The sequence below is a fragment of the Lysobacter sp. yr284 genome (genome assembly GCF_900107375.1).
Classification (GTDB): domain Bacteria; phylum Pseudomonadota; class Gammaproteobacteria; order Xanthomonadales; family Xanthomonadaceae; genus Lysobacter.
In genome coordinates this window covers 818,767-843,099 of the sequence record NZ_FNPT01000001.1, presented here as the reverse complement: position 1 = coordinate 843,099, position 24,333 = coordinate 818,767, and the positions used below count along the sequence as shown (strand labels likewise).

Below are 24,333 nucleotides of genomic sequence, written 5' to 3'. Positions count from 1 at the left end.
CAGCCGGCGGAACAGCGCCGGCGCTCGTTACTTCGCCGGCTGCAACGTCATCGTGTACTTCGCCGCGCCCGGCAGGAACGGCGTCGGCCGGCCGTGCACCCAGTCGTCGTGGCCCGCGCCCCAGAACGGCGACAGCGGGTGGCCGCTCTGGCCGCCGGGCATGTGCACGATGCCGTCGGCTTCGTGGCCCGGCGACACCACCATGCGCTCGGAGGCGCCGAAGTCCGGCCGCTGCACGCGCGGCATCGCCGCATCGCCGGGCAGCTGGTCCGGCGGCATGCACAGCGCGCGGCGGGCGAAGCCGGGCAGGGCCGAGGCCAACGGGTGGCAGATCGAGGCGGTGTTGTGTTCGCCCCAGGTGCGCTTGGACAGTTGCGCGGCGGCGTCGGCGCCGGGCTGGACCTTGAGTTCGGCCAGCACGTCCTGCGCGGCGTGTTCGAGCAGGCCGTCCCACGATCGCTCGTTGCGCGGCAGCAGGTGCGCCGGGCGCTGGGTCAGCAGCGGCCAGATCACGCCTTCCATCTGCTTGAGGTCGGGCATCTCGAACTGCGCGCCCAGCGCCGCCTGCGCCGGCGCGGTCAGGCCGTTGGCGATGCGGGTGAACACCGCGCGGCGCCAGTCGCGGACGATGCGATAGCTCACCGATCCCGGCTCCGCGCGGCCTTCCCAGCGCTGCGCGGCCTGCGCCAGCGCCGCCAGCGCGGGCCGGTCCTTGGCCTGCGCGGCCTGGCCGCCTTGTCGTTGCAGCAGGTCCCACCAGTGCTTGAGGAACAGCGCCCGGTCGTCGAGCTGGATCGCCAGCAGGTCGCGTTCGCTGAAGCGCTGTTTGGCGAACAGGCCGTCGCGGATCTGCCCGGCGCGCGCGCCGAGCACGTAGTCGCCCTGGCCGATGCGTTCGAGTTCCAGGCCGTCGAGGGTGCGCGTGTTCGCCGTCCACAGCCGGCCCGAGGGCGGCGCGACCAGGCTCGGCGCGTCGACGGTCTGGATCGACCACGGCGGGCAGGTCGGCGCCGGCAGCGCGCGGCCGGCGGCGTCGGCGTTCTCGACCAGCGCGGCGGTCGAGCACCCGCCTTCGCGCTCCGGGATCGGGCCGAGCAGACGCCAGGCGATCTTGCCCTGGCGGTCGCCGACGACCAGGTTCTGCACCGGTAGCGCCACGCCGCGCGCGATCTGCAACGCATCCTCGACCGAGCCCGCGTGCAGCAGGTCGGCCAGGCCCATGTTCAGCGCGCCGGGCAGGTGCGCGCTCCAGCGCAGCGCCAGCGCGCTGCCGTCGGGGTTGTCGTGCAGCAGCGGGCCCCACTCGGTCTCGCGCACCGTCAGCTTCTCCGGCGCGCGGCCGGCGACGGCGATGGTTTCCTCGTAGGTCTTCAGGCCGGCGCAATCGCCGGGCTTGGCGGCGCCGGCGCAGCCGGGCTGCAGCGACCAGTCGGCCCAGTCGCCGTAGCTGTTGGTGAAGGCCCAGGCGACGTGGCCGTTGCTGCCGACCACCACCGCCGGCAGGCCGGGCAGGGTGAAGCCGCTGGCGTCGGTCTTGCCGCCGGGCGAACGCGGGTCGGGATAGCGCAGGCGCGCGCGGAACCACAGGTTGGGCGCGCGCAGGCCCAGGTGCATGTCGTCGGCGACGATCGCGCGGCGGTCGGCGGTCAGGCTGCCGGCGACGGCGAAGTTGTTGCTGCCGATCTCGTCCAGGAACGGCAGCGGCTTCAGCGCGCCCGGCGGCGGCGCGGGCAGCTTGCGCAGGTCGAGCTGGTCCGGGCCGGGCAGGGCGGCGTCGCCGAACGGCGCGCCGAACAGCGGCGCGTCCCAGGTGCTGCCGGGATTGGTCAGCAGCGCGAACAGCGCCGGCGGCACGTGCGGCTGGATGCGCGAGAGCGCCAGCTCGCGCGCGTTGTCGCCGCCTTGCAGGTCGAAGTACATCGCATAGCCGACCAGGGCCGAGTCGGCCACGGTCCACGGCTCGGGCTCGCTGCGCAGCAGCAGGTAGGGCCAGGGCTTGCGCGAGAGCCCCTGGCGGCCGGCGTTGACGCCGTCGGCGTAGGCCTGCAGCAAGGCGGCCTTGTCGCCGCTGAAGGCGGCCAGGTGCGACTGCACCCGCGCGCGCAGGCGGTGCACGCGATGGCGGCGGTCGTAGTCGAGCGCGCGTTCGCCGAACAGCGCCGACAGCTCGCCGGCGGCGGTGCGGCGCAGCAGGTCCATCTCGAAATAGCGCTCCTGGCCGTGGACGTAGCCGAGCGCGCGCATCGCATCGATTTCGCTGGCGGCATCGACGGTGACCACGCCGAGCGCATCGCGCTGGACCGTAGCCGGCGCCGACAGGCCGGCGAGGGCGGGGCGGCCGTCGAGTTGCGGCAGGCTGCCGCTGAGCAGCCACCAGGCGCCGCCGGCGGCGATCGCGAACAGGCAAAGCAGCGCGAGCAGGCCGCGCTTGATCCATTTGGCCATGGGGTCCTCCGTGCCGGCGAGCTTAGCCGATGTGGACTCCGGCTGGCCTGTGCGAGGACTGCTTGTGCGAGCGGGCTTCTGTGGGAGGGCCTTCAGGCCCGATGCCTTCGTCTCAGGTCGCGGCGATCTGATCGAAACGCATCGGGCCTGAAGGCCCTCCCACAAAAGACGAAAGCACCGGGGCTGCAGGCCCGCCCACCAAAAGCGCGGCGCGGGTCGGCGAATCGACCGGCGGCGCTTGCATCCGCTGCGATCCTCAAGCAGGATCGGCCCGTGACTTCCTTCTTCGCTACCGCCGCTGTCCGCAACGCCGCCGCTTCGGCCGGCCGTTCGCGCGCGGCCGCTGCGAACGCGCGCGGCAACAACAATAACCGCAATAACGCCAGCCTCCCGCGGGCCGGCGACTAGCGCGCGCAAGACACGCTAGATCGCACCGAAGCCCGCGCCGACCAGCGCGGGCTTCGTCGTTTCTGCCCTCCGCAAAACCCTCCCGCCTCCTCCCCACCGCTTCGAACCCCACTGGAGATTCCCCGATGTGCTCGATCCTCGGCCTGTTCGACCTCCGCCCCGGCGCCGACCTGCGACCGCTGCGGCCCCTGGCGCTGTCGCTGTCGGCGCGGCAACGCCACCGCGGGCCCGACTGGTCCGGCGTGCACGCCGAGCCGCGCGCGATCCTGGTGCACGAGCGCCTGGCCATCGTCGATCCCAGCGGCGGTTCGCAGCCGCTGCGCTCGGCCGACGGCGAACTGGCGCTCGCGGTCAACGGCGAGATCTACAACCATCGCGAACTCGAACAGCGGCTCGCGCAGCCGTATGCGTTCCAGACCAAGTCCGATTGCGAAGTCATCAACGCGCTCTACCGCGAGGGCCTGGAACCGGGCGAACTGCTCGGCCGGCTCAACGGCATCTTCGCCTTCGCCCTGTGGGACGGCGCGCGCGGCCGCTGCCTGATCGCGCGCGATCCGATCGGGGTGTGCCCGCTGTACTGGGGCCACGACGCCGACGGCCGCCTGTGGGTGGCCTCGGAAATGAAGGCGCTGGCGCGGTTGTGCGACGACGTCGCGCCGTTCCCGCCCGGCCACTACTACGACAGCGAGGTGGGCGCGCCGGTGAAGTACTACCAGCGCCCGTGGCGCGATTACGAGGCGGTGCGCGGGGTCGAGGTGAGCCGGCAGGAACTGCGCGAGGCGTTCGAGCGCGCCGTGCACCGGCAGATGATGAGCGACGTGCCCTACGGCGTGCTGCTGTCCGGCGGCCTGGATTCCTCGCTGGTCGCGGCTTGCGCGGCGCGCTTCGCCCGCCGCCGGATCGAGGAGGACGACCAGTCCGAGGCGTGGTGGCCGCGCCTGCACTCCTTCGCCATCGGCCTGGACGGCTCGCCGGATCTGGCCGCGGCGGAAGTGGCGGCGCAGGCGCTGGGCACCGTCCATCACGGCTTCACCTACACCTTCGAGGAAGGCCTGGACGCGCTGCCGGACGTGATCGCGCATGTGGAGACCTACGACGTCACCACCATCCGCGCGTCCACGCCGATGTTCCTGCTGGCGCGGCGGATCAAGGCGATGGGGGTGAAGATGGTGCTGTCGGGCGAGGGCAGCGACGAGATCTTCGGCGGCTATCTCTACTTCCACAAGGCGCCCAACGCGCGCGAGTTCCACCAGGAACTGGTGCGCAAGCTCGATGCGCTGCACAGCTACGATTGCCTGCGCGCGAACAAGTCGATGATGGCTTGGGGCGTGGAGCCGCGGGTGCCGTTCCTGGACGTGGAGTTCATGGACGTGGCGATGCGCATGGACGCGCAGGCCAAGATGGTCGACAAGGCCGCCGGCAAGATCGAGAAATCGATCCTGCGCGAAGCCTTCGAAGGCTATCTGCCCGACTCGATCCTGTGGCGGCAGAAGGAGCAGTTCAGCGACGGCGTCGGTTACGGCTGGATCGACGGGCTCAAGGCGCACGCCGAGGCCCAGGTCAGCGACCGCGACCTCGCCGCGGCGGCGGTGCGTTTCCCGGTCAACACGCCGCAGACCAAGGAAGCCTATTACTACCGCAGCATCTTCGAGCGCCACTTCCCCGGCGAGGCCTGCGCCAACACGGTGCCGGGCGGCAAGTCGATCGCCTGTTCGTCGCCGGCGGCGATCGCCTGGGACGCCGCGTTCGCCAACGCGGCCGATCCGTCCGGGCGCGCGGTGGCGGGCGTGCACCAGGCGGCGTTGGCCTGAGTCCGGCGCAGCGACGGCGATGGGGCTGCGATGAAAACGCGGTCGGCCGAGGCTGCGACCGCGAAGCAGAAGCGGCCTGGGCCGTAGCGGCGAGACGCGGGCGGCCAAAGCCGCGGCAGCCGAAAAAGCTGGCGGCCAAGGCCGCAGCAGCCGAAAAAGTAGGCGGCCAAGGCCGCAGCAACTGAAAAAGCGGGCGGCCAAGGCCGCCCGCGCCGCCGCGATCAGAGACCGCAGCCAACCCAGATGCGTTCGAGCGTGCGCACCTGCGGCGGGCCGGACGGACAGTTGACCACGACGGTGGCCACGCCCTTGAGCTGGCAGCCGCCGTTGAGGAACGCGTACTGGCCGGCGACCGCCGGCTCGGCCGGGAACGACTGGCTGCCGCTGCGCGAATCCTCGTCGATCTCCCAACTCGGATGGGTGTCGTCGCGCCACCAGCCGGCGGCGTACACGGTGTAGCTGACCGGCGGCGGCGCAGGCGGGCTGAAGCCGTCCGGGCGCAGGTTGGCCTGCGCCAGCACGCGCGCGGTGGTGCCGGTGGCGACGAAGCCGAGATTCATTTCCATGACGTAGCCGCAGACCGGAACGGTCTGGCTGGCGTTGGGCGGCGGACTGGCGAACGCCGCCATCGGCAGCGCCAGACACAGGGCGCCGGCGAGCGCCGGCAGCGAGAACGGGTGGGACATGAGCATGGCCTCCTTGGCGTGGACGGCGCCGCGGATGTGCGGCGCCGCCGGGTTACTCGCCATCGGCGGCGCAAACGGCTCATCGGCGATCCGCACGCGAAGCCAATCGTTCGCGGCCCGCTTTTTGTAGGAGCGGCGCGAGCCGCGACCGCGACATCGCGGCTACGGCGAAGGTTGCGACGTAGCCGCGATGTCGCGGTCGCGGCTTGCGCCGCTCCTACAGGGGGCTTCGGTCAGGGCGCGGGATAGGTCTTGCAATCGACCCAGCGCACGCCGGCGCCGCGGGTCTGGCGCAGCAGCCAGGGCAGGGCGATGCGGGCCTTGTCGTGGATGTCGTGGAACAGGATCGTGCCGTGCCGCCACAGCAGCATCAGGCTCAGCAGCCGGCCCTGCACCTCGCCGGCGCCGACCTTGGCGTTCCAGTCCTGCGAGTCGATCGTCCACAGCGCCACGCGCAGGCCCTGCGCGCGGAAGAACTCGCCGCTGTCGGCGCGGCGCTGGCCGTACGGCGGGCGGAACAGGGGCCGGTACAGCGCGCCGGCGTGCTCGCGCGCCAGCGCGCTGCTGCGGATCACCGAGTCCTGCCACTGCGGCCAGCGCGAATGCGACTGGTGCTCCCAGCCGTGCGAGGCCACGCACATGCCGGCGTAGGTCTTGGCCGCGGCCTCGGACTTGATCCGCGGTTGCAGCCGCTCGCCGAGCACGAAGAAGGTCGCGTTGAGCTTGTGCTCGCGCAAGGTGCGCAGCAGCGTGTCGGTGTTGCCGCCGGGCGCGGTCGGGCCGTCGTCGAAGGTCAGCAGGAACTGGCGGTCGGGCAGTTCGCTGCCGTCGATCTCCTGCGCCGAATAGGTGTCGATCTCGCTGCTGGTGCGCGGGAACAGCGCCGCCAGGCGCAGCTGTTCGTCGAGGTAGATGCGGTGGAAGCGCGCGGCGTCGGCGCGCCAGGCGGCGAACTCGGGTTGCGGCGCGGCGTCGAAGCCGGCGGCCAGCGTGCGCAGCGCGGCGGCATCGCCGGCCGGCGCGCAGAACGGCTCGCGCGGCGCGCAGGCGCGCGCGGCGAGGCGGTAGTTGTCGGCCAGGCGCTGCCACCAGCGCGCGCGGATCTTGTCGACGCTGGCGCGATCGACCTGCTTGAGCCGCAGGCGCTGCGCCAGCGCGGCGTCGTCGAGCGGTTCGGACGCCGCCAGCTCGTGGGCGAAGGCGAGGATCTCGGCGCGCGAGGCGCGGTCGAACGCGGCCGGCGAATCGATCGGCCGCGGCCAGGTGGCGCGGTCGGCGGCGGCGACTTCGGCCGGGCCGGCGGCGTGGGCCGGGGCCAGCGCCAGCAGCGCGCACAGCGCGGCGACGCCCGGCGCGGCGCGGCGGAGCGGCGAAAGTGGAGGCTTGCGGCCCGGGGTCGTGTCCATCTGCCTGTCCTTGCGTGATTGCGTCTTGGCCTGCGGCGTTCGCGGCCGCCGCGGCCGGGGTTCAATAACCGCTGACCCGCTGCAGCGCTTCGTCGTAGCTCTTGTCGGGTTTCTCGCGCTTGGCCGCGAGGTAGTTCGACATCGCCCGCTCGTACTGGCCGTCGAGTTCGTAGAGCTTGCCGATGTTGTAGTACGCGCCGGCGCGGATGGTCGCCGCGCCGGGGCCCTTGGCCAGGGCGATGGCGCGGCGCGAGGTCCAGATCGCCTCGGCGGCGCGGCCCTTGCGCACATAGGCCAGGCCCAGGTTGCTGAAGGCCAGGGCGTAGCCGGGGTCCAGCTCGACCGCCTGCTGGTAGGCGGCGATGGCGGCGGCGAGGTCGCCGCTGCGGTAGGCGGCTTCGCCGCGTTGGTTGGCGGCGACCGCGTCCTCGCCGTCGGCCGCCGCGGCGGCGGCGGCCTGGCCCGGCGCGCGCGCCAGTTCGGCGCCGAGCGCATCGGCGCTGGCGCGGCTGGCGGCGATGCGGTCGATCTCCTCGAACCGTCCCTCGCCGTCGATCCGGAACACCGTCCACACGTTGCCGGGCTGCGCCGGCACCGCGTAGGTGCGCACCAGCGACTGGCCGACGTAGACGTAGACCCGCGCGCCGCTGCGCGCCAGCGCGTCGGCCTCGGGCCGCTGGCGATGGCCGAAGTCGTGCACGGCGTAGGTGTAGGTCTCGCCGGGACGGCGGCGGGCGATGGTGACGGTCTCCGGGCGGCGATGGTCGGCCGCGTCCAGGTCCAGGCGCGCTTCCAGGCCGCGCGGGCGCTGGAAGTAGACGTGCTGGCCGGGGTAGCTCAGGTGCGCGTCCAGATCCACGCCGGGCGCGTCCCAGCCCAGCACCACGCGCAGGCCGTCGAGGCTGGCCAGGGCCGGGCTCAGCGCATAGCGGCGGCCGTCGCAGGGGCATTGCGCCAGCAGTTCGGCATAGCCGGGCTTGCGGATGCTCAGGCGCGCGGCGGGGTCGCGCAGCGCGGCCGGGTCGAGCGCGGCGCGGCCTTGCGCGTCGCTGGCGGCGGCCAGGGTGGGCTGGCCGTCGCGGCGCAGCTCCACGTTGGCCGCTTCGATGCGCCGGTCGGCGCGGGTGGCGTCGAGCACGTCGATCGCGCCGTCGGCTGGGGCGGCGCCGGCGCCGGCGCTCCAGGCGAGCAGCGCGGCTGCGGCCGCGCGGCGCAACGCGCGCGGCGGCGAGGATCGCGGCGCGCCGTCGGCGGCGCAGAGGGCGGGGCGGGAAGGCATCGCCGCGATGATACGTGCTGGCGAACGGGCATGCTGCGGCGCAAGGCCGCGGCGCTGGCGCAAGCCCTCAACTGGCGACGATGTACGCCCGCGCAAGCCGCGCCGCGGGCAATGCAGCGTGCGGCGCGTGTGTGCGTCGCCTTGCAGGCTCGCCTGCTAGGCTGTGGCCCCGGTCCGCGCGGCCGGTCCCGTGAACGTGAACGGCGCGCCGGCGGCGCGGCAAGAGGAGAGTGCGATGGCGGCCGAAGCGGCAGGCGGGAGCGAACTGGTCAAGGTGGTGGTGCTGTTGGCGGCGGGCGTGGTCGCGGTGCCGATCTTCAAGCGCATCGGCCTGGGCTCGGTGCTGGGGTACCTGGCCGCGGGCCTGGCGATCGGCCCGTTCGGGCTGGGCTTCTTCGCCGACCCGCAGGCGATCCTGCACGTGGCCGAACTCGGCGTGGTGATGTTCTTGTTCATCATCGGCCTGGAGATGCGGCCCTCGCACCTGTGGAGCCTGCGCCGCGAGATCTTCGGCCTGGGCACCGCGCAGATCGCGCTGTGCTCGGCGGCGATGACCGGCGTCGGCCTGCTCGCCGGCTTCCCGCCGGTGGTGGCCTTCATCGGCGCGATGGGCTTCGTGCTGACCTCCACCGCGATCGTCATGCAGATCCTCGGCGAGCGCGGCGACCTGGCCCTGCCGCGCGGCCAGCGCATCGTCTCGATCCTGCTGTTCGAAGACCTGCTGATCGTGCCGCTGCTGGCGCTGGTGGCGCTGATGGCGCCGCCGGATCCGAGCGCCGCTGCGGCCGCCGCGCATTCGCGCTGGGCCGACGTCGGCATCGCCCTGGCCTCGCTGGCGGCGCTGCTCGCCGCCGGCATCTGGCTGCTCAATCCGATGTTCCGCGTCCTCGCCGCGGCCAAGGCGCGCGAGGTGATGACCGCGGCGGCGCTGCTGGTGGTGCTGGGCGCGGCGCTGCTGATGCAGGTCGGCGGCCTGTCGATGGCGATGGGCGCGTTCCTGGCCGGCGTGCTGCTGTCGGAATCCAGCTTCCGCCACCAACTCGAGGCCGACGTCGAACCCTTCCGCGGCATCCTGCTCGGCCTGTTCTTCCTCAGCGTGGGCATGTCGCTGGACTTGACCGTGGTGGCGCAGAACTGGCCGCTGATCGTCGGCGGCGTGCTCGCGCTGATGCTGGTCAAGGCGCTGTGCATCTACATCGTCGCGCGCCTGCTCAAGTCCTGCCACACCGAGGCGCTGGACCGCGCGGTGCTGATGGCGCAGGGCGGCGAGTTCGCCTTCGTGCTGTTCTCCGCGGCGGTCAACGCGCGCCTGATCCAGGCCGAGATCGGCGCCAACCTCACCGCGATCGTGGTGCTGTCGATGGTGCTCACGCCGGTGGCGATCATCGTCCTGCGCCGGCTTTCGCCCAAGACCGCGCTGTCGTTGGAAGGCGTGGACGAGCCCAACGGCCTCAGCGGCAGCGTGCTGCTGATCGGCTTCGGCCGCTTCGGCCAGGTGGTGTCGCAGTCGCTGCTGGCGCGCGGGGTCGAGGTGGCGATCATCGACACCGACGTGGAGATGATCGAAAGCGCGCGCAGTTTCGGCTTCAAGGTCTACTACGGCGACGGCACCCGCCTGGACGTGCTGCACGCCTCCGGCGCGGCGACCGCGCAGCTGATCGCGATCTGCATCGACGACCGCGCCGCGGCGACGAGCACCGCCCAGCTGATCCGCCACGAGTTCCCGCAGGCGCGGGTGCTGGCGCGCAGCTTCGACCGCGAGCATGCGCTGGAGCTGGTGCACGCCGGGGTCGACCTGCAGGTGCGCGAGACCTTCGAATCGGCGATGCGCTTCGGCGAGGCGGCGCTGATCGAGCTGGGCGTGTCGGCCGACGACGCGGCCGAGGTGGTCGCCGACATCCGCCGCCGCGACGCCGAGCGCTTCGAGCTGGAACTGGTCGACGGCGTGCGCGCGGGCGTGTCGCTGCTGTACGGCAACATGCAGCAGACGCCGTTGATCGCGCCCAAGCCGCGCCCGCACGACGCCGACGAGGCGGAGGAACACGTGCCCGGCATTTCGGCGTGAGCCGGCGGCGGCAGGCGACGGCGCGGCGATGAGCGCCGCGCTGTGGGGCTTGCTGTTCCCGTTGCTGTTCGTGGCCGGCGCGGTCGCGCTGGCGCGCACGATCGGCTCGCTGTTGCGACTGCTCGACGGCGCCGTGGTCGCGCGCGTGCCGGCGCGCAGCGGCGAACGCCTGAGCGTGCCGGCCGGCCGTTACGACCTGTGCATCGAGGGGCGCACCTTCAGCGCCGATTTCCTCGGCGTGCGCTACGCGCTGCACGAAGCCGCCGGCGGCGCACCGATCCTGGTGCACCGCAAATACCTCAGCCGCACCAAGGTCAGCGGCATCAGCTCGACCCGGGTCGGCACCGGCTGGTTCGAACTCGCGCGCGACTGCGAGTTGAGCCTGAGTGTGGAAGGCATGTCGCCCAAGGCGCAGCAACGCGCATCGATCGTGGTCCAGCGGCCGATCGGCGCGGGCATCGCGATCCGGGTGGTGGCGCTGGTGCTGTGCGGTTGCGCCACGATCGGCGGACTGGTCGGCAGCGTCCACTGGCTGTTGCCCTGACGCGATTGCGCTAACTGCCAGCGCCAGGCCGGGACCCGCCGCCAGCCACGCGCGGCGCAAAGCCCTTGCAGCAGCGGCGCAAGCCGCGACCGCGCAGTCGCAGGCTCGCATCGCAAGCAGGCGCGGCCAGTATCGCCCCCGCCAAAACGAACCGGCCGTCGCACGAGGCGACGGCCGGCATTGTGTCGCGTTGCGACCCGACGCTTACGGATTGAAGTAGGACGACACGCTCGAATAGATGTCGGCGAAGCGCGAGTAGTAGTCCGGATCGCGCGGCGCGCTGCAGTACGAGGTGCCGCCGTACAGACCGCCGCGCAGCTGGTAGCCGCCGGTGCTGGTGACGGTGAACAGGCCCGAGCCCGAGGAGCCGCCTTCGGTCACGCCGGTGCTCCAGACCACGCGGTACAGCGGCGACTTGCCGTCGATCGAGGTCGACAGGCCGTTGACCGAGCCCAGCGAGTACTTCTTGACGTCGCCGGCCGGGTGGTGGATGCCTTCGATGGCGGTGCCGGTGGAGGCGATCGCCGCGCTCGACCAGCCGGCGTAGACGGCGCCCGACGGCGGCGCGGTCTTGAGCTCCAGCAGCGAGGTGTCGCGGGTGGTGTTGGCGTGGCGCAGGAAGGCGCCGCCGCTGAGCGTGGTGTAGGCCGGGTTGACCGTGCTGCCGCCGCAGGTGGTGACGTCGTAGAACCAGTAGGTCTGCAGGGTGTTGGCGACGGTCTGGGTGCTGATGCAGTGCGCCGCGGTCCAGAACAGGCGCTTCTTCGGCGAGTAGTTGTTGTTGAGCAGGGTGCCGGTGCACAGGTAGGTGCCGCCGGAGGTGGTGAAGGTCATGCGCGCCACCGACTTGGCGGTGGAGACGAAGCCCGACGGCGGGCTGACGCGGCAGACGATGTCCTTCTCGCAGTAATCGCTGCCGCCGACCTTGGCGATCTTGGACTGGATGTCCTTGTCGCTGGCGATCGGGCTGATGTCCAGGTGCGAGAGCTGCGGCAGGTTGAGCTTCAGCGTCTTGGCGTCCACGCCCTTGGGCAGGACCAGTTCGACGGTGAGCGTGTCGCCTTCCACCACCGGCGACCAGCCCAGTTCGTTGCCGGCGAAATCCGCGCCGCTCTGGGCGAACACGCGGCCGTCGCTGCCGGCGAAGTGCAGCGTCGCCGACTTGGCGCCGGCGCCGCGCAGCGACAGGCCCGCGCGCAACGCCACCGCGCCGGCCGAAGACACTTCGAAGCGCGCGGCGCGGCCACCGTCGGCCAGCGGCTGCCAGGCCAGGGTGCCCAGGTCGATCGCGCTGCGCGCGATGTTGCGGGCGAAGCCGATCTCCAGCGGCTGGCCGTGCTTGTCCTGCTCGAAGCGGCGGCTCTTGAGCGCCGACGCGTCCAGGCTGGTGGGCTGGCCGAGGCTGACCACGCGCGGCACGCTGGCCTTGGCGGTGGCGGCGAATTCGGCAGCGCCCATGGCGCCGGCCGAGGGCGTACCGGTGACCGGGGCCGAATCCATCTCGGCGACCGGGGACTTGGCCGAAGCCAGGGTGCAGAAACCAGACAGCCCGGCGACGAGCGCCAGGCAAAGCGCGTTCTTGCGGATCATCGTGCGTTTCCTTGTCGGAATGGCGAATAGGGAAGGGCGGCGGACTCGCGCCGCGACGCCCGCTGAAGTCGCGGGCGCGGTCCAACCTAGTCGGCATCGGTGTGGACTTTTTGTGCGCTCAAGCGGGCTTCTCGGAAGCCATGGAAGTGCAAGCGGTTACCGGCGAAACCATCGCGGGCAAGCGTGGTTGCGATCACAAATGCGCGGATCGGCTGGGGCCGGGATTCGATGTGAGCGAGGTCGGATATGCACGCTGGCTTTGCGCGGCGGGAGCGGAGTGTTGCGCGCGAACTGCGAGGTCGCGCTGGCTGGAATCGCGACGTTGGCAGTCGCGCGAGAGAACATGGAATGCCGATCCGCGCGACGGCGCGACGGCGCGAAGCGAGGATGCGCAACTACGGCCAACGCGAGTTGGCCAGTACGCGATGCGAGCGCACGACGCGAGTACCTGCGCGAGCGAGCGTATTTGTGCGTGCGCACCCGCGAGCGCGCGCGATCCTTCGATTCCGTCGTTCCCGCGAACGTGGGAATCCAGGGCTTCATCCTGGTATCGCGCCCAAGTCCGCGGGCCGTCCGCGTTCGCCGGAACCAGGCCGCGGCGTTTCCGCCAGCGTGCCGTTCGTCGCCCGCCGCCGCCGTTCGCATGCCCTCCACGCCGCCCCGACGCCGCTTTCATGGCGATGTGAGACCATATCGGCCATGACCAAGAAGACCAAGAACAAGACCGGAAAGACCGGCAATACCACGACCTCCTCCAGCGCGGCCCCGGGCGGCAAGAGCAGCGCCCGCAAGCCCGCCGCGCCGCGCCCGGCCTGGCTGCCGGAAAACCTCCAGCACGGCCCCGGCAAGGGCCCGCGCGGCAAGCCCCGACCGGGCAAGGGCGAGGGCGCGCCCTCCGGCGCCGCCCGCACCCCGGGCGCCCCGGGCAAGCGCCCGGCGGCCGCGCCGCTGCCGACCGCGAACTACGGCGAGCACCAGGATCCGCACGCCGAGCGCGAGGCCGCACGCTACGCCCAGCCCATCGCCAGCCGCGAACTGATCCTGCAGACCCTCAGCGGCGCCGACGGCCCGATGCGCGCCGAAGAACTGGCCCAGCGCCTGGAACTAACCGAGCCCGAGCGCGCCGACGCGCTCGGCAAGCGCCTGGCGGCGATGATCCGCGACGGCCAGCTGCTGCTCAACCGCAAGGGCGAGTTCGCCCCGGCCGCGCAGATGGACCTGATCCCGGGCGTGGTGATCGCCAATCCCGACGGCTTCGGCTTCCTGCGCCCGGAATCCGGCGGCGGCGACGACCTGTTCCTGCCGCCGTTCGAAATGCGCAAGGCCATGCACGGCGACCGCGTGCTCGCCAGCGTCACCGGCGTCGACCGCCGCGGCCGCCGCGAAGGCGCGATCGTGGAAGTGCTCGAACGCCGGCTCAACCGTTTGATCGGCCGCTTCACCCTCGAACAGGGCATCAGCTACGTGGTGCCCGACGACCGCCGCATCCAGCGCAACGTGCAGATCCCGCCGGACGCGCGCATGGATGCCAAGAGCGGCCAGCTGGTGGTGTGCGAACTGGTGCAGGCGCCCGACCACCACCGTCCGCCGATCGGCCGGGTGCTGGCGGTGCTGGGCGAAAAGCTCACCGCCTCGCTGGCGGTGCAGGCCGCGATCCACGGCCACGAGATTCCCGACGTGTTCCCGCAGGAAGCGCTGGACGAAGCCTCGGCGGTGCCGCTGACCGTGTCCGAAGCCGTCGCCGCGCAACGCGTCGACCTGCGCGCGATGCCGTTGGTGACCATCGACGGCGAGGACGCCAAGGACTTCGACGACGCGGTCTATTGCGAGAGCAACGGCAAGGGCTTCCGCCTGGTCGTCGCGATCGCCGACGTTTCCCACTACGTCCGCCCCGGCACGCCGCTCGACGACGAGGCGCAGAAGCGCGCGACCTCGGTCTACTTCCCCGGCTTCGTCGTGCCGATGCTGCCGGAAACGCTGTCCAACGGCATCTGTTCGCTGAACCCGAAGGTCGACCGGCTGTGCTTCGTCTGCGACATGCAGATCGACCACAGCGGCGAGGTGACTTCGTCGAAGTTCTACGAAGCGGTGATGAACTCGCACGCGCGGCTGACCTACACCACGGTGTGGAACGCGGTCGGCGACGTGCCCGAAGACGCCAGGGCCGACGCGCAGGCGCAGATCGGTTCGCTGCTGCCGAACATCCAGCGCCTGCACCAGTTGTTCCAGGTGCTGGTCAAGGCGCGCCAGCAGCGCGGCGCGATCGAGTTCGAATCCAGCGAAGTGCGCTTCGTCATCGGCAAGGATGGCGAGGTGGTGCAGGCCGGGATGCTCCAGCGCAACGACGCGCACAAGCTGATCGAGGAATGCATGATCGCGGCCAACGTCGAGGCCGCGAAGTACCTCATGGACCAGCAGGTTCCGGCGCCGTACCGCGACCACGAGCGGCCGCCGGAACAGAAGTACGCCGACCTGCAGGAGTTCCTCAAGGAATTCAAGCTGCGCATGCCGGCCTGGAACCAGGTCGAGCCGCGCGACTTCACCCACCTGCTCAAGAAGATCCGCGACCGCCCCGACGCCACGCTGCTGGAATCGGTGCTGCTGCGCAGCCAGAGCCTGGCGGTGTACGCGCCGGAGAACACCGGCCACTTCGGCCTGGCGCTGCACGCCTACGCCCACTTCACCTCGCCGATCCGGCGCTACCCGGACCTGCTGGTGCACCGCGCGATCAAGCACGCCCTGAGCGGCGCCAAGCCGTCCGCGTACCTGTACTCGCCGCGGCAGATGGCGGCGCTGGCGCTGCAGTGCTCCGAGCGCGAACGCCGCGCCGACGAGGCCGAGCGCGAGGTCGACGAACGCTACCGCGCCGCGTGGATGGAACAGCACGTCGGCGGCGAATTCGACGGCGTGATCAGCGGCGTGACCAGCTTCGGCCTGTTCATCGAGCTCGACGGCTCCAAGGTCAACGGCCTGGTCCACGTGACCCAGCTGCCGCACGACTATTACCACTTCGACCCGATCCGCAAGACCCTGTCGGGCGAACGCACCGGCCGCGAATACCGCCTCGGCGACCGCGTGCGCATCGTCGTGCTCAAGGCCAGCGTCGAGGACCGCAAGATCGACTTCAAGCTGGTCGACGAGGAGCGCGGCGCCAAGCCGCTGCCGCCGCGCGGGCAGCCGGCGAAGCGGGTCAAGCAGAAGTACTGAGGGTGGCTGCGGTAGCTCCCCGTAGGAGCGGCGCGAGCCGCGACCGCGGGGTTTCCGCCGCGTCCAAACCCTCGCCGTAGCTGCGTTGCCGCGGTCGCGGCTCGCGCCGCTCCTACAGGGGCGGTCGGGGCCTCGGCGGCCTCATGGCGTAGAATTCCCGCCCCCACGCCTCACCGGGCCGCAGGCCCACACGGACCACCCATGAGCCAGAAACAATGGATCGCCGGCATCAATGCCGTCTCCGCCGCGATCGAGCACGACGCGGCCAACGTGCGCGAGGTGCTGATCGAGGCCGGCGCCAAGAACCCGCGCCTGACCGAGATCGAGACCGCCGCGCGCCGCGCCGACATCGACGTGCGCCGGGTCGCGACCCAGGCGCTGGACGGCGTGGTCGGCGGGCTGCGCCACCAGGGCGTGGTCGCGCGCTACGCGGCGGCCAAGACCTGGAGCGAGAACGAGCTCGAAGCGCTGGTCGAGGCCGCGCAGGGACGCGCGCTGCTGCTGATCCTCGACGGCGTGCAGGACCCGCACAACCTCGGCGCCTGCCTGCGCAGCGCGGCCGCGGCCGGGGCGACCGCCGTGATCATCCCCAAGGACAAGTCGGTCCAGGTCAACGCGACCGTGCGCAAGACCTCGGCCGGCGCCGCCGACAGCGTGCCGGTGGTCCCGGTGACCAACCTGGCGCGGACCCTGCGCGACCTGCAGAAGCTCGGCGTGTGGATCTACGGCCTGGCCGGCGAGGCGCAGGCTTCGCTGTACTCGCTGGACCTGCGCGGCAACGTCGCCCTGGCGCTCGGCGGCGAAGCCGACGGCCTGCGCCGGCTGACCCGCGAGACCTGCGACGAACTGGTCAAGATCCCGATGCCCGGCGGCGATGCGGCCAGCGGGGTGGAGAGCCTGAACGTGTCGGTGGCGGCCGGCGTGACCCTGTTCGAGGCGGTGCGGCAGCGCGGTTGAGCGGGGCGCGGCGATTTGGCCGGAAAGCGTCGGGACTGAAGTCCCTCCCACAACAGCCGCCATCGGCCCGCCCGAGGCCTTTGGGAGACGCTCGGCTTTTGTGGGAGCGACTTCAGTCCCGACGCTTTCCGCTCCGGCGCAGCGATTCCCACACTGCCATGACGCCGCCAAGACCTATGTAACCCCCCGCTGACCCCAAGGCCCGCGCTCAGGCCCCAGCGCCGGCCGCGTCGATATAATTCGCCGCGACCGACCCGGGACGGCCCGGGTCCGCGCAGTCCGACCCAACATCGAGCGGCGCGCGTTACATCCGGGGACGGCCCCATCGATCATGGGAGCTGCATCATGCCTTGGGTTCTTCTCGTCTTCGCCGGCCTGTTCGAAATCGGCTGGGCCATCGGCCTCAAATACACCGAGGGTTTCACCCGGCTGTGGCCGTCGGTCGGCACCGTCGCCTCGATGGCGATCAGCGTCGGCCTGCTCGGCCTGGCGATGAAGTCGTTGCCGGTCGGCACCGCCTACGCGATCTGGGTCGGCATCGGTGCGGTCGGTACGGTGATCCTCGGCATGGTCCTGTTCAACGAGCCGGCCACCGCGCTGCGCATCGCCAGCATCGTGCTGATCGTTGCCGGCCTGGTCGGCCTCAAGCTGGCCTGAGGGCCGGCCTTCGGCCTGCGCCCGGACGTTCGCGATTCGCGCCGTGGCGCGGCGCTGGCGAGAACGCCGGCGACCGGCCATCATCGCCCCGAGCGGCGCCGCAGCAGCGGCGCCGCTTTTCGTTTCCACCGACGCCAACGATGACCCGCGCCATGCCGATCCGCGAACGCCGCCGCGACGACAATCCCCGACTGCTGGCGCTGTGGGAACGCTCGGTGCGCGCCACCCACGACTTCCTCGCCGAAGCCGACGTCGACGCGCTGCGTCCGCAGGTGCGCGACGTCTATCTCGACGCGGTCGAGATCTGGGTGTTCGAAGACGCCGACGGCCTCGCCGGTTTCGTCGGCCTGGCCGACGCGCAGGTCGAGATGCTGTTCCTGGAGCCCGCGCGCCGCGGCCAGGGCATCGGCACGCGCCTGCTCGACCACGCGCGCGGCCTGCGCGGCGCGCTGACGGTGGACGTCAACGAACACAACCCGCAGGCGCACGGCTTTTACCGGCGCTACGGCTTCGTCGACATCGGGCGTTCGCCGCTGGACGGGCAGGGGCGGCCGTTCCCGCTGATTCACATGGCCTTGCCGCGCGACGCGGACGCCTGAGCCACAGCGCCGGCCGCTCTTGCGCGCCGGCCGCTGTGTGTCGGGCTGAGTTGCAAGCAGCAAGCAGCAAGCAGCAAGCGGCAAGCGGCAAGCGGCAAGCAGCAAGCAGCAGGCGCGCCGCCGGCCGCCGCGGCGCTCACTCCAGCGCGTTCGCCAGCAACTCGTCGAAGCGCCGCGCGATGTCGGCGATGGTCTGGGCCTTGTCCTGGCCGTTGATGATCCGCCGCGCCTCTTCGTAGTTCGGCAGCTGCCCCGGCTTGAAATAGTGGTCGAGCTTCTTGCCGGTGAACCAGCCCTGCTTCATGCCCTGCATGGCGATGGCGTAGGCGATCTCGGGCTGCTTGGCGTCCTCGGGCTTGCCGACCAGGTCGATGCCGAGGAACTTGCCGGCGCGTTCGTAGTTGGCGCGCCCGGTCAGCTGCACGTAGCCGCGGCCGTGGTACTTGGCGCCGTCGCCGCGCCGGGTGTTGCCCAGCGCCTTGCCGATGCGCGTGTCCGGCCCGTACAGGCGCTCGAAGCGCGCGTCATCGCCGAATTCGTCGATCGGCCGCAGGGTGTGCGCGGTCTCCCACTTGAACGTCGCCAGGCAATACGCGATCTGGTAGCGATGCACCGGATTGGCGCTGAAACTGGCGTCGCGCTCGATCCGGCCGATCAAAAAACGCACGGCCTGGGCGAGGTCGTCGCGCAGCGGGCCGAAGCGTTTGCGGTAGCCGTCGAGAAACTGCTCGTCGTCGAAAGCGAACATCCTGTTCTCCCTGCGTGGGCCGGCGCGGGCGAGCGTCTGCGGCCGCCGGCGGCGCGGCATCGGGCCGCGTACACACGGATCAACGAAGCGATGCTGCGGCGGCGGCCAAGGCGCGATGTTGCATCGGCGATACGCGGCCGGGCGGCGCGCTCAATCCAGGCCGAAGCGTTCGGCCACACGCAGCGCGGAGGTCTCGAACTGCCACAGCGCGGTGCCCGGATCGCGCGTTTCCCCGCAGGCGACGCGCAGCGCGGCGCTCCACTGCGACAGCGCGTCCAGGCCGAGCCGCCGCCGCAGCGCCGCGGCCAGCGCGGCGACGTTGCCGGGCGGGAAGAAGGCGTGCACGCGCGCCTCGGGATCGAGTTGCGGCGACGGCACGGCGCCGCGCAGCACCCAGCACCAATCCCAGGCGATGTTCTTCATCGGGTCGTGCTCTGCCTGTTCGGGCTGCTGGCCTTCGAACAGCAACGGCTCGGCGCCGTCGAGCCAGACGACGAAGACCGCGCGCCACAGCGGATCGTCGATCGCCAGCAACGAGCCGATCCAGGCGTCGACCGCGTCCGTTTCCAGGTAGCGCAGCGCCAGACTGCAGATCGCCGAGAACGCGGCGCCGCTTTCCAGGGTCCAGCCGCAGACGTAGCTGCGCAGCGGATCGAGCACGCGGTCGGCGACGATGCGGCCGTCGCGCCAGCGCTGCGGCGCCATCAGCGCGCGGCCCAGGGTATCGAGCAGGTCGCGGCGGAACTCCGCGGGGCGGCCGGGCAGGGCCGGGTCCAGGCAATGCACGCATACCGCGCTGACCAACAACTCGTGCAGATGCCGGGTCTCGTCGGCGCGTTCCTGCGCGCGCGGCAGCAGGTAGTCGAACCACAAGCTCCATTCGTCGAGGTGATCGAACGAGGTCGGGCCGCTGGTCAGTTCGGTCAACGCGTTTTCGAGTTCGCCCAGCTCCCAGTCGGCCGCAGCGCCGGCCATCAGCCCGCGATAGTAGTGGCGGTCGCCGCCCATGAACCAGGCTTCGCCCATCGGCTCGCGCGGCCGGGGCGCGCGTTCGCGCAGCCGCCGCAGCGCATCCGGATCGGCGCCGAGACCGGGGATCCACAGGTAGGGCGGCGCAAAGGGCTCGTCCATGAGCGCGCGCGGCGCCGGCTCAGCCGCCGGCGCCGCGCGCCGGCCAGGCGTTGACGATCTTGCAGAACAGTTCGGCGGTACGCTCGGTGTCGTACACCGCCGAATGCGCTTCCTCGCCGTTCCAGACGAAGCCGGCCGCCTGCACCGCGCGCGCCAGCACGGTCTGGCCGTAGGCCACGCCGGCCAGGGTCACGGTGTCGAACACGCTGAAGGGGTGGAACGGGTTGCGCTTGTGGCCGCTGCGCGCGACCGCGGCGTTGAGGAAGTTGAGGTCGAAGTGGGCGTTGTGGCCGACCAGGATCGCGCGCTGGCAGCCGTGGCGCTTGACCGCCTCGCGCACCGGCGCGAACACCGCTTCCAGCGCCTGCCGCTCGGGCTTGGCGTCGCGGAAGGGATGGTCGATGTCGATGCCGGTGACTTCCAGCGACTTGGGGTCGATCAGGGTGCCGGCGGCCGGCACCACGTGCGCGCTGGCGACCTCGCCGGGCACCAGCCGGCCGTCGGCATCCAGCTCGATCGGCTGCACCGCGATTTCCAGCAGGGCGTGCTTGTTCCAGTCGAATCCGCCGGTTTCCACGTCCACGACCACCGGCAGGTAGCCGCGGAAGCGGGTGGCGAGGGTGGCGGGGACAGGCGCGGCAGGAGCGGCGCTGGAGGCGGGGCCGGGGTCGATCATGGCGGGAAGCCTAGCAAATCGACGCTGAGCGGTCGCCGGGCGGCGGCGCCCCCCTTGCAGGAGCGGCGCGAGCCGCGACCGCGACGACGCAATCGCGCCGAGGCTTGCGCCGCAGTTGCGTTGTCGCGGTCGCGGCTCGCGCCGCTGCTACAGGGAGCTTCGGGTCAGAAGTAGACGACGCCGTTGGCGCGCATCTGCCGCAGCAGCGCGGCGCCCATGTCGAGGAAGCCGGCTTCGTCGTCGCTGCCGGCCTCGGCCGCGAGCGCGCGCAACTGCTCGCGCGCGCTCAGCTGCGGCGATTCTTCCAGGCGCTGCAACAGCCGGAACGCGAGCGGGCTGAGTTCGGAGAAGCGCACCTCGCCGTCGGCCTCGCGCCGCAGCAGCAGCAAGGTCGGCGCCGGCGGCGGCTGCGCCGGCTGGTAGTCGGGGCCGAGCCGGTGCACCGGCCAGGCATAGGCCAGCGGCCAGGCCAGCGGCGACAGCCGCGGCGCGCGGTCCAGCAGGTCGGCCGGGTCGTGGCCGGCGTCGTCGTGCGGCGCCTGCGCCTCGCTCAGCTGCAGCGCCAGCTCGACCCATTCGTAATGCGCCAGTTCCTGCAGGAACGGCGGGTCCAGGCCGTCCGGCTCGCGTTCGTCGAGGTCTTGCAGATAGCGCTGGAACTCGCGCGCGATCTCGGCGAACAGCGGCGTGTGGCAGCGGTGGTCGCGATAGAAATCGCGCACCAGCTTTTCCCAGCGTTGCTCGCCGAGGATGCGTTCGATCGCCGGGAAGTTGCCCGACAGCAGGCTCGCGATGTTGTTGAACAGCAGCTCGCGATAGACCGCCAGGCGGCGGTCCTCGATCCCGGCCGGCGCCGGGCTCGCGGCGGGGTCGCGCAGGTGCCGGGTCAGTTCGAACTGCTGCGCGCGCAGGCGCGAAGGGGCGTCGTTCATGGGCTCAGGCGCGGGCGCGCCGGGCCGGTTCGCGCGCGGCCGGCGCGGCCGACTCGCGCAGGATCCGCCGCACGGTGCCCAGTTCGTCGACCAGTTCGGCGTAGGGCGGGAAATTGAAGTCGCGCTCCAGCAGGGTCGGGCGCGGCCCGAACAGGCGGTAGGCGTCGCCGAGCAGGTCCCAGACCTCGTGCTTGACCGGCGCGCCGTGGGTGTCGACCTTGAGGTCGTCGGCCTCGTCGTAATGGCCGGCGACGTGGATATAGGCGATGCGCTCGTGCGGCATCGCGGCGATGAACGCGCGCGCGTCGTAGCGGTGGTTGATCGAGTTGACGTAGACGTTGTTGACGTCCAGCAGCAGGTCGCAATCGGCTTCGGCCAGGACCGCGCGGGTGAACTCGATCTCGCTCATTTCCTGGTGCGGCGCGGCGTAGTAGGAGGCGTTCTCCACCGCGATGCGGCGGCCGACGATGTCCTGGGTGCGGCGGATGCGCGCGGCGACGTGGCGCACGGCTTCCTCGGTGAACGGAATCGGCAGCAGGTCGTACAGATGGCCGTCGTCGCTGCAGTAGCTCAGGTGTTCGCTGTAGCAGGCCACGCCGTGTTCGTCGAGGAAGCGGCGCACGCGGGCGAGGAAGGTCTCGTCCAGCGCGGCGGTGCCGCCGAGCGACAGCGACAGGCCGTGGCACACCAACGGGTAGTGCGAGGACAGCTCGCGCAGCTGCTCGCCGTAGCGGCCGCCGACGCCGATCCAGTTCTCCGGGGCGAGTTCGAGGAAATCGAAGTCGCGCGCGGCGCCGGGCGCGTGCGGCGCGGACTGCAGCGGGCCCAACAGGGCCCGCCGCAGGCCGAGGCCGACGGCATCCGGAGTCAACGGATGCGTGCCGTCCATCGTCATGCCGCGATCAGATCGAACCGCCGCACTTGCCTTCGCCACACTTGCCTTCGCCGGCCTTCTTGGCCTTGGCGTCGGTCTTGCTCTTGTCGCCGCCGCACTTGCCTTCGGCCTTCTTCTTGTCGCCGCCGCAGCTGCCTTCGGCCTTCTTCTTGTCGCCGCCGCAGCTGCCCTCGGCCTTCTTCTTGTCGGCGCCGCAGCTGCCTTCGGCCTTCTTCTTGTCGGCGCCACAGCTGCCTTCGGCCTTCTTCGCGCCGCAGCTGCCCTCGGCCTTCTTGGCGTCGGTGGCCTTGGCGTCGGCGGCCTTCTCGGCGGTCTGGGCCTGCTGCGCGCCGAGCATGTAGCCCTGCGACAGGTCGCTCATCGCGAACGCGGAAGCCGACAGGCTCAGGCCGCCGAGCAGGGTGGCGCCGAGAGCGAGGGCGACGGGCTTGTTGATTTTCTTGGACATGCGTTCTCTCCAGGTGGCGACGGGCGATTGCTCCGCCGTGGTCTTGCGCTGGGCCCCGGGGGACCCGGTTGGATGGTGCTGGTGCGGAGCTTAGAACGGTTGCGGGGTGGTGCGCGGTGACATCCGTAACGGCCTGGCCGGTACGGGATCCGGGGCCGGCCGCGGTGGCGGGCCGGCTTCGATACAGGGATACGGCGGACGGCGCGGCGCGGATGCAGTCACGGCGACAGGTACTCGCGCGCCAGCACCCGCGCCCGGTGCAGGCGCGACTTCACCGCTTCGCGGCTCAGCCCCAGTTCCGCGCCGATCTCGGCCACGGTCAGGCCTTCCAGGTCGCGCAGCAGGATGATCCGGCGGTAATGGGCCGGCAGCGATTCCAGCGCGGCGGCGACGTCGTGGCGCCATTCGGCCGGCTCGGGCGTGACCACCGGCGCGATCTCCTCGGTGATCGCCTGGCCGCTGAACATGCGGCGCATGCGCTTGAGCCGGTTGCACTCGCGCTTGACGATGCGGAAGGTCCAGGAGACGAAGCATTCGAGCACGCGCAGGTCGCGCAGCTTGCGCGACACCGCGATCAGGCTCTCCTGCACCGCATCCTCGACGTCGTTGATGACGCAGTGGAATTCGGCGTAGCGGCGCAGGTCCTGGCGCGAGTGCCGCAGCACCCGTTCCAGCGCGGCCGTGTCGCCCGCGCGGGCGGCGGCCAGATCGCCATTGGCCAGTAACGACGTCATGTCCCCGGTGTCCTCCTTAAGCTTGTGGAAAATACACCCAAAGCCGGGGGCTGCGGGCATCCATCAAGAGGCGGGGGCGGGGACGAAGGGTTCGCGGCCGCGGCGCGGCGGCGCGCCTGGGTTAAGAAAGCATTCAGCGCGCGGACGTTGAAAACGGTTGCATCCGCGCGGTTGCGACGTTTGCGCGCGCGGCTGGCCGCGGCGCCGCGCCGGGCGGCCTGCGCCGTATGCTGCGGTGCAGCGGGCGGCGGCGTTCAGGCTGCGCGGATCGGAACCGCGAAAACGCGCCGGCGCGCCGCGCAGTGCGCGGCGGGCCGGCAAGCTTGCCGGTGGCGGAAGCTTGCGCCGGCCGGCGTCGGCGGGTCAGACCGCGCCGGTGGTGCTGGTGACGTCGCGCTTGTCGCGCGGCGGCAGCGGCTCGTCGCCCTTGACCAGGAACCACACGTTCTCGGCGATGTTGGTGGCGTGGTCGCCGACGCGCTCGATGTTCTTGGCCATGAACAGCAGATGGGTGCAGGCGGTGATGCTGCGCGCGTCTTCCATCATGTAGGTCAGCAGCTCGCGGAACAGGCCGGTGTAGGCGGTGTCGACCTCGGCGTCGCGGTCGCGCACCCGCTGCGCCAGCTCGACGTCGTTGTCGCGGTAGGCCACCAGCACGTCGCGCAACTGCTTGACCGCCAGGGTGCCCAGCGCGTGCAGGCCGGCCACGTGCGGCAGCGGCGGCGACAGGTTCAGCGCGGTCGAACGCTTGGCGACGTTGGCGGCGTAGTCGCCGACGCGCTCGATGTCGGAGGCGATGCGGATCGCGGCGAGGATCTCGCGCAGGTCGCGCGCCATCGGTCCGCGCAGCGCCAGCTTCATCACGTCGTGGCTGATTTCCTGCTCCAGCGCGTCGATCGCCTCGTCGTTGGCGATGATGCGCTCGGCCGCCTTGTCGTCGCGGCGCTGGACCACGTCGAGCGCGGATTCCAGTTGCGCCGCGGCGATCTCGCCCATGCGCAGGGTTTCGTCGAGCAGGCGGCGCTGCTCGTCGTCGTAGCTCTTGACGATGTGGTCGTGCATCTGGTTGCTCATGGCGGTACCGCCGGGAATGGGAAATGGGGAATCGGGAATCG

Annotated in this window: 20 protein-coding genes; 7 read left to right on the top strand and 13 right to left on the bottom strand. The window is 71.4% G+C overall.

Translation table 11 applies throughout. The features are described from left to right. Window positions 1-27 precede the first annotated feature (27 nt). Window positions 28-2,445 carry a penicillin acylase family protein gene (locus BLV01_RS03415; RefSeq protein WP_091794031.1) on the bottom strand — a complete coding sequence of 806 codons (2,418 nt, stop codon included), beginning with the start codon at window positions 2,443-2,445 and terminating at the stop codon, window positions 28-30. A gap of 533 nt (window positions 2,446-2,978) precedes the next feature. Here BLV01_RS03415 and asnB point away from each other — a divergent pair. Then, complete coding sequence (asnB, locus tag BLV01_RS03410; RefSeq protein ID WP_091794029.1) at window positions 2,979-4,664, top strand: asparagine synthase B; 1,686 nt, start codon at window positions 2,979-2,981, stop codon at window positions 4,662-4,664. Window positions 4,665-4,885: 221 nt separating this feature from the next. Here asnB and BLV01_RS03405 read toward each other — a convergent pair whose 3' ends face one another. The 3 genes from BLV01_RS03405 to BLV01_RS03395 form a co-directional block, all read right to left on the bottom strand. Then, window positions 4,886-5,350, bottom strand: a complete 465-nt coding sequence (locus BLV01_RS03405) for a hypothetical protein (protein ID WP_139178421.1) — start codon at window positions 5,348-5,350, stop codon at window positions 4,886-4,888. 233 nt (window positions 5,351-5,583) lie between these two features. Next, entirely contained in the window at window positions 5,584-6,756 is a 1,173-nt protein-coding gene (locus tag BLV01_RS03400) for a polysaccharide deacetylase family protein (RefSeq protein ID WP_091794025.1), read from the bottom strand. Window positions 6,757-6,817: 61 nt separating this feature from the next. Beyond that, on the bottom strand, window positions 6,818-8,035 hold the full coding sequence (locus BLV01_RS03395; RefSeq protein ID WP_091794023.1) for a YfaP family protein: 1,218 nt from the start codon (window positions 8,033-8,035) through the stop codon (window positions 6,818-6,820). Between the two features lie 235 nt (window positions 8,036-8,270). Here BLV01_RS03395 and BLV01_RS03390 point away from each other — a divergent pair, with 235 nt between their 5' ends. Together BLV01_RS03390 and BLV01_RS03385 are read left to right on the top strand one after the other, a co-directional pair. Then, window positions 8,271-10,100, top strand: a complete 1,830-nt coding sequence (locus BLV01_RS03390; RefSeq protein WP_091794021.1) for a monovalent cation:proton antiporter-2 (CPA2) family protein — start codon at window positions 8,271-8,273, stop codon at window positions 10,098-10,100. 28 nt (window positions 10,101-10,128) lie between these two features. Beyond that, complete coding sequence (locus BLV01_RS03385) at window positions 10,129-10,644, top strand: hypothetical protein (protein ID WP_091794020.1); 516 nt, start codon at window positions 10,129-10,131, stop codon at window positions 10,642-10,644. A gap of 204 nt (window positions 10,645-10,848) precedes the next feature. On the opposite strand, the gene BLV01_RS03380 is transcribed toward BLV01_RS03385, so the two are convergent. Then, window positions 10,849-12,234 carry a trypsin-like serine peptidase gene (locus BLV01_RS03380; protein WP_091794018.1) on the bottom strand — a complete coding sequence of 462 codons (1,386 nt, stop codon included), beginning with the start codon at window positions 12,232-12,234 and terminating at the stop codon, window positions 10,849-10,851. 699 nt (window positions 12,235-12,933) lie between these two features. On the opposite strand from BLV01_RS03380, the gene rnr reads away from it, so the two are divergent. The 4 genes from rnr (at window position 12,934) to BLV01_RS03360 (ending at window position 17,654) form a co-directional block, all read left to right on the top strand. Next, window positions 12,934-15,441, top strand: coding sequence for a ribonuclease R (rnr, locus tag BLV01_RS03375; protein WP_091794016.1), 2,508 nt, complete (start codon window positions 12,934-12,936; stop codon window positions 15,439-15,441). Between the two features lie 201 nt (window positions 15,442-15,642). Then, on the top strand, window positions 15,643-16,398 hold the full coding sequence (rlmB, locus tag BLV01_RS03370) for a 23S rRNA (guanosine(2251)-2'-O)-methyltransferase RlmB (protein ID WP_091794014.1): 756 nt from the start codon (window positions 15,643-15,645) through the stop codon (window positions 16,396-16,398). 345 nt (window positions 16,399-16,743) lie between these two features. Beyond that, on the top strand, window positions 16,744-17,055 hold the full coding sequence (sugE, locus tag BLV01_RS03365) for a quaternary ammonium compound efflux SMR transporter SugE (protein WP_057948212.1): 312 nt from the start codon (window positions 16,744-16,746) through the stop codon (window positions 17,053-17,055). Between the two features lie 140 nt (window positions 17,056-17,195). Beyond that, complete coding sequence (locus BLV01_RS03360; protein ID WP_254782488.1) at window positions 17,196-17,654, top strand: acetyltransferase; 459 nt, start codon at window positions 17,196-17,198, stop codon at window positions 17,652-17,654. A gap of 136 nt (window positions 17,655-17,790) precedes the next feature. On the opposite strand, the gene BLV01_RS03355 is transcribed toward BLV01_RS03360, so the two are convergent. The 8 genes from BLV01_RS03355 to phoU form a co-directional block, all read right to left on the bottom strand. Then, window positions 17,791-18,402, bottom strand: a complete 612-nt coding sequence (locus BLV01_RS03355; protein ID WP_175485752.1) for a glycoside hydrolase family 19 protein — start codon at window positions 18,400-18,402, stop codon at window positions 17,791-17,793. Between the two features lie 150 nt (window positions 18,403-18,552). Further along, window positions 18,553-19,533 (bottom strand): hypothetical protein, encoded by a 981-nt coding sequence (locus BLV01_RS03350; RefSeq protein ID WP_091794010.1) that lies wholly within the window; start codon window positions 19,531-19,533, stop codon window positions 18,553-18,555. 19 nt (window positions 19,534-19,552) lie between these two features. Continuing rightward, window positions 19,553-20,209, bottom strand: a complete 657-nt coding sequence (rnt, locus tag BLV01_RS03345; protein ID WP_091794009.1) for a ribonuclease T — start codon at window positions 20,207-20,209, stop codon at window positions 19,553-19,555. 164 nt (window positions 20,210-20,373) lie between these two features. Then, the gene (locus BLV01_RS03340; protein ID WP_091794007.1) at window positions 20,374-21,141 is read right to left on the bottom strand and encodes an HvfC family RiPP maturation protein; all 768 of its coding nucleotides are present in this window, start codon (window positions 21,139-21,141) and stop codon (window positions 20,374-20,376) included. A gap of 4 nt (window positions 21,142-21,145) precedes the next feature. Then, a complete protein-coding gene (locus tag BLV01_RS03335; RefSeq protein WP_217633433.1) occupies window positions 21,146-22,036 on the bottom strand; it encodes an HvfB family MNIO-type RiPP peptide maturase in 891 nt (296 codons plus the stop codon). Window positions 22,037-22,043: 7 nt separating this feature from the next. Next, window positions 22,044-22,484 carry a hypothetical protein gene (locus tag BLV01_RS03330; protein ID WP_091794005.1) on the bottom strand — a complete coding sequence of 147 codons (441 nt, stop codon included), beginning with the start codon at window positions 22,482-22,484 and terminating at the stop codon, window positions 22,044-22,046. A gap of 218 nt (window positions 22,485-22,702) precedes the next feature. Continuing rightward, window positions 22,703-23,218, bottom strand: coding sequence for an RNA polymerase sigma factor (locus BLV01_RS03325; RefSeq protein WP_091794003.1), 516 nt, complete (start codon window positions 23,216-23,218; stop codon window positions 22,703-22,705). A 363-nt stretch (window positions 23,219-23,581) separates the two neighbouring features. After that, entirely contained in the window at window positions 23,582-24,292 is a 711-nt protein-coding gene (gene phoU / locus BLV01_RS03320; protein WP_091794001.1) for a phosphate signaling complex protein PhoU, read from the bottom strand. Window positions 24,293-24,333: the final 41 nt, after the last annotated feature.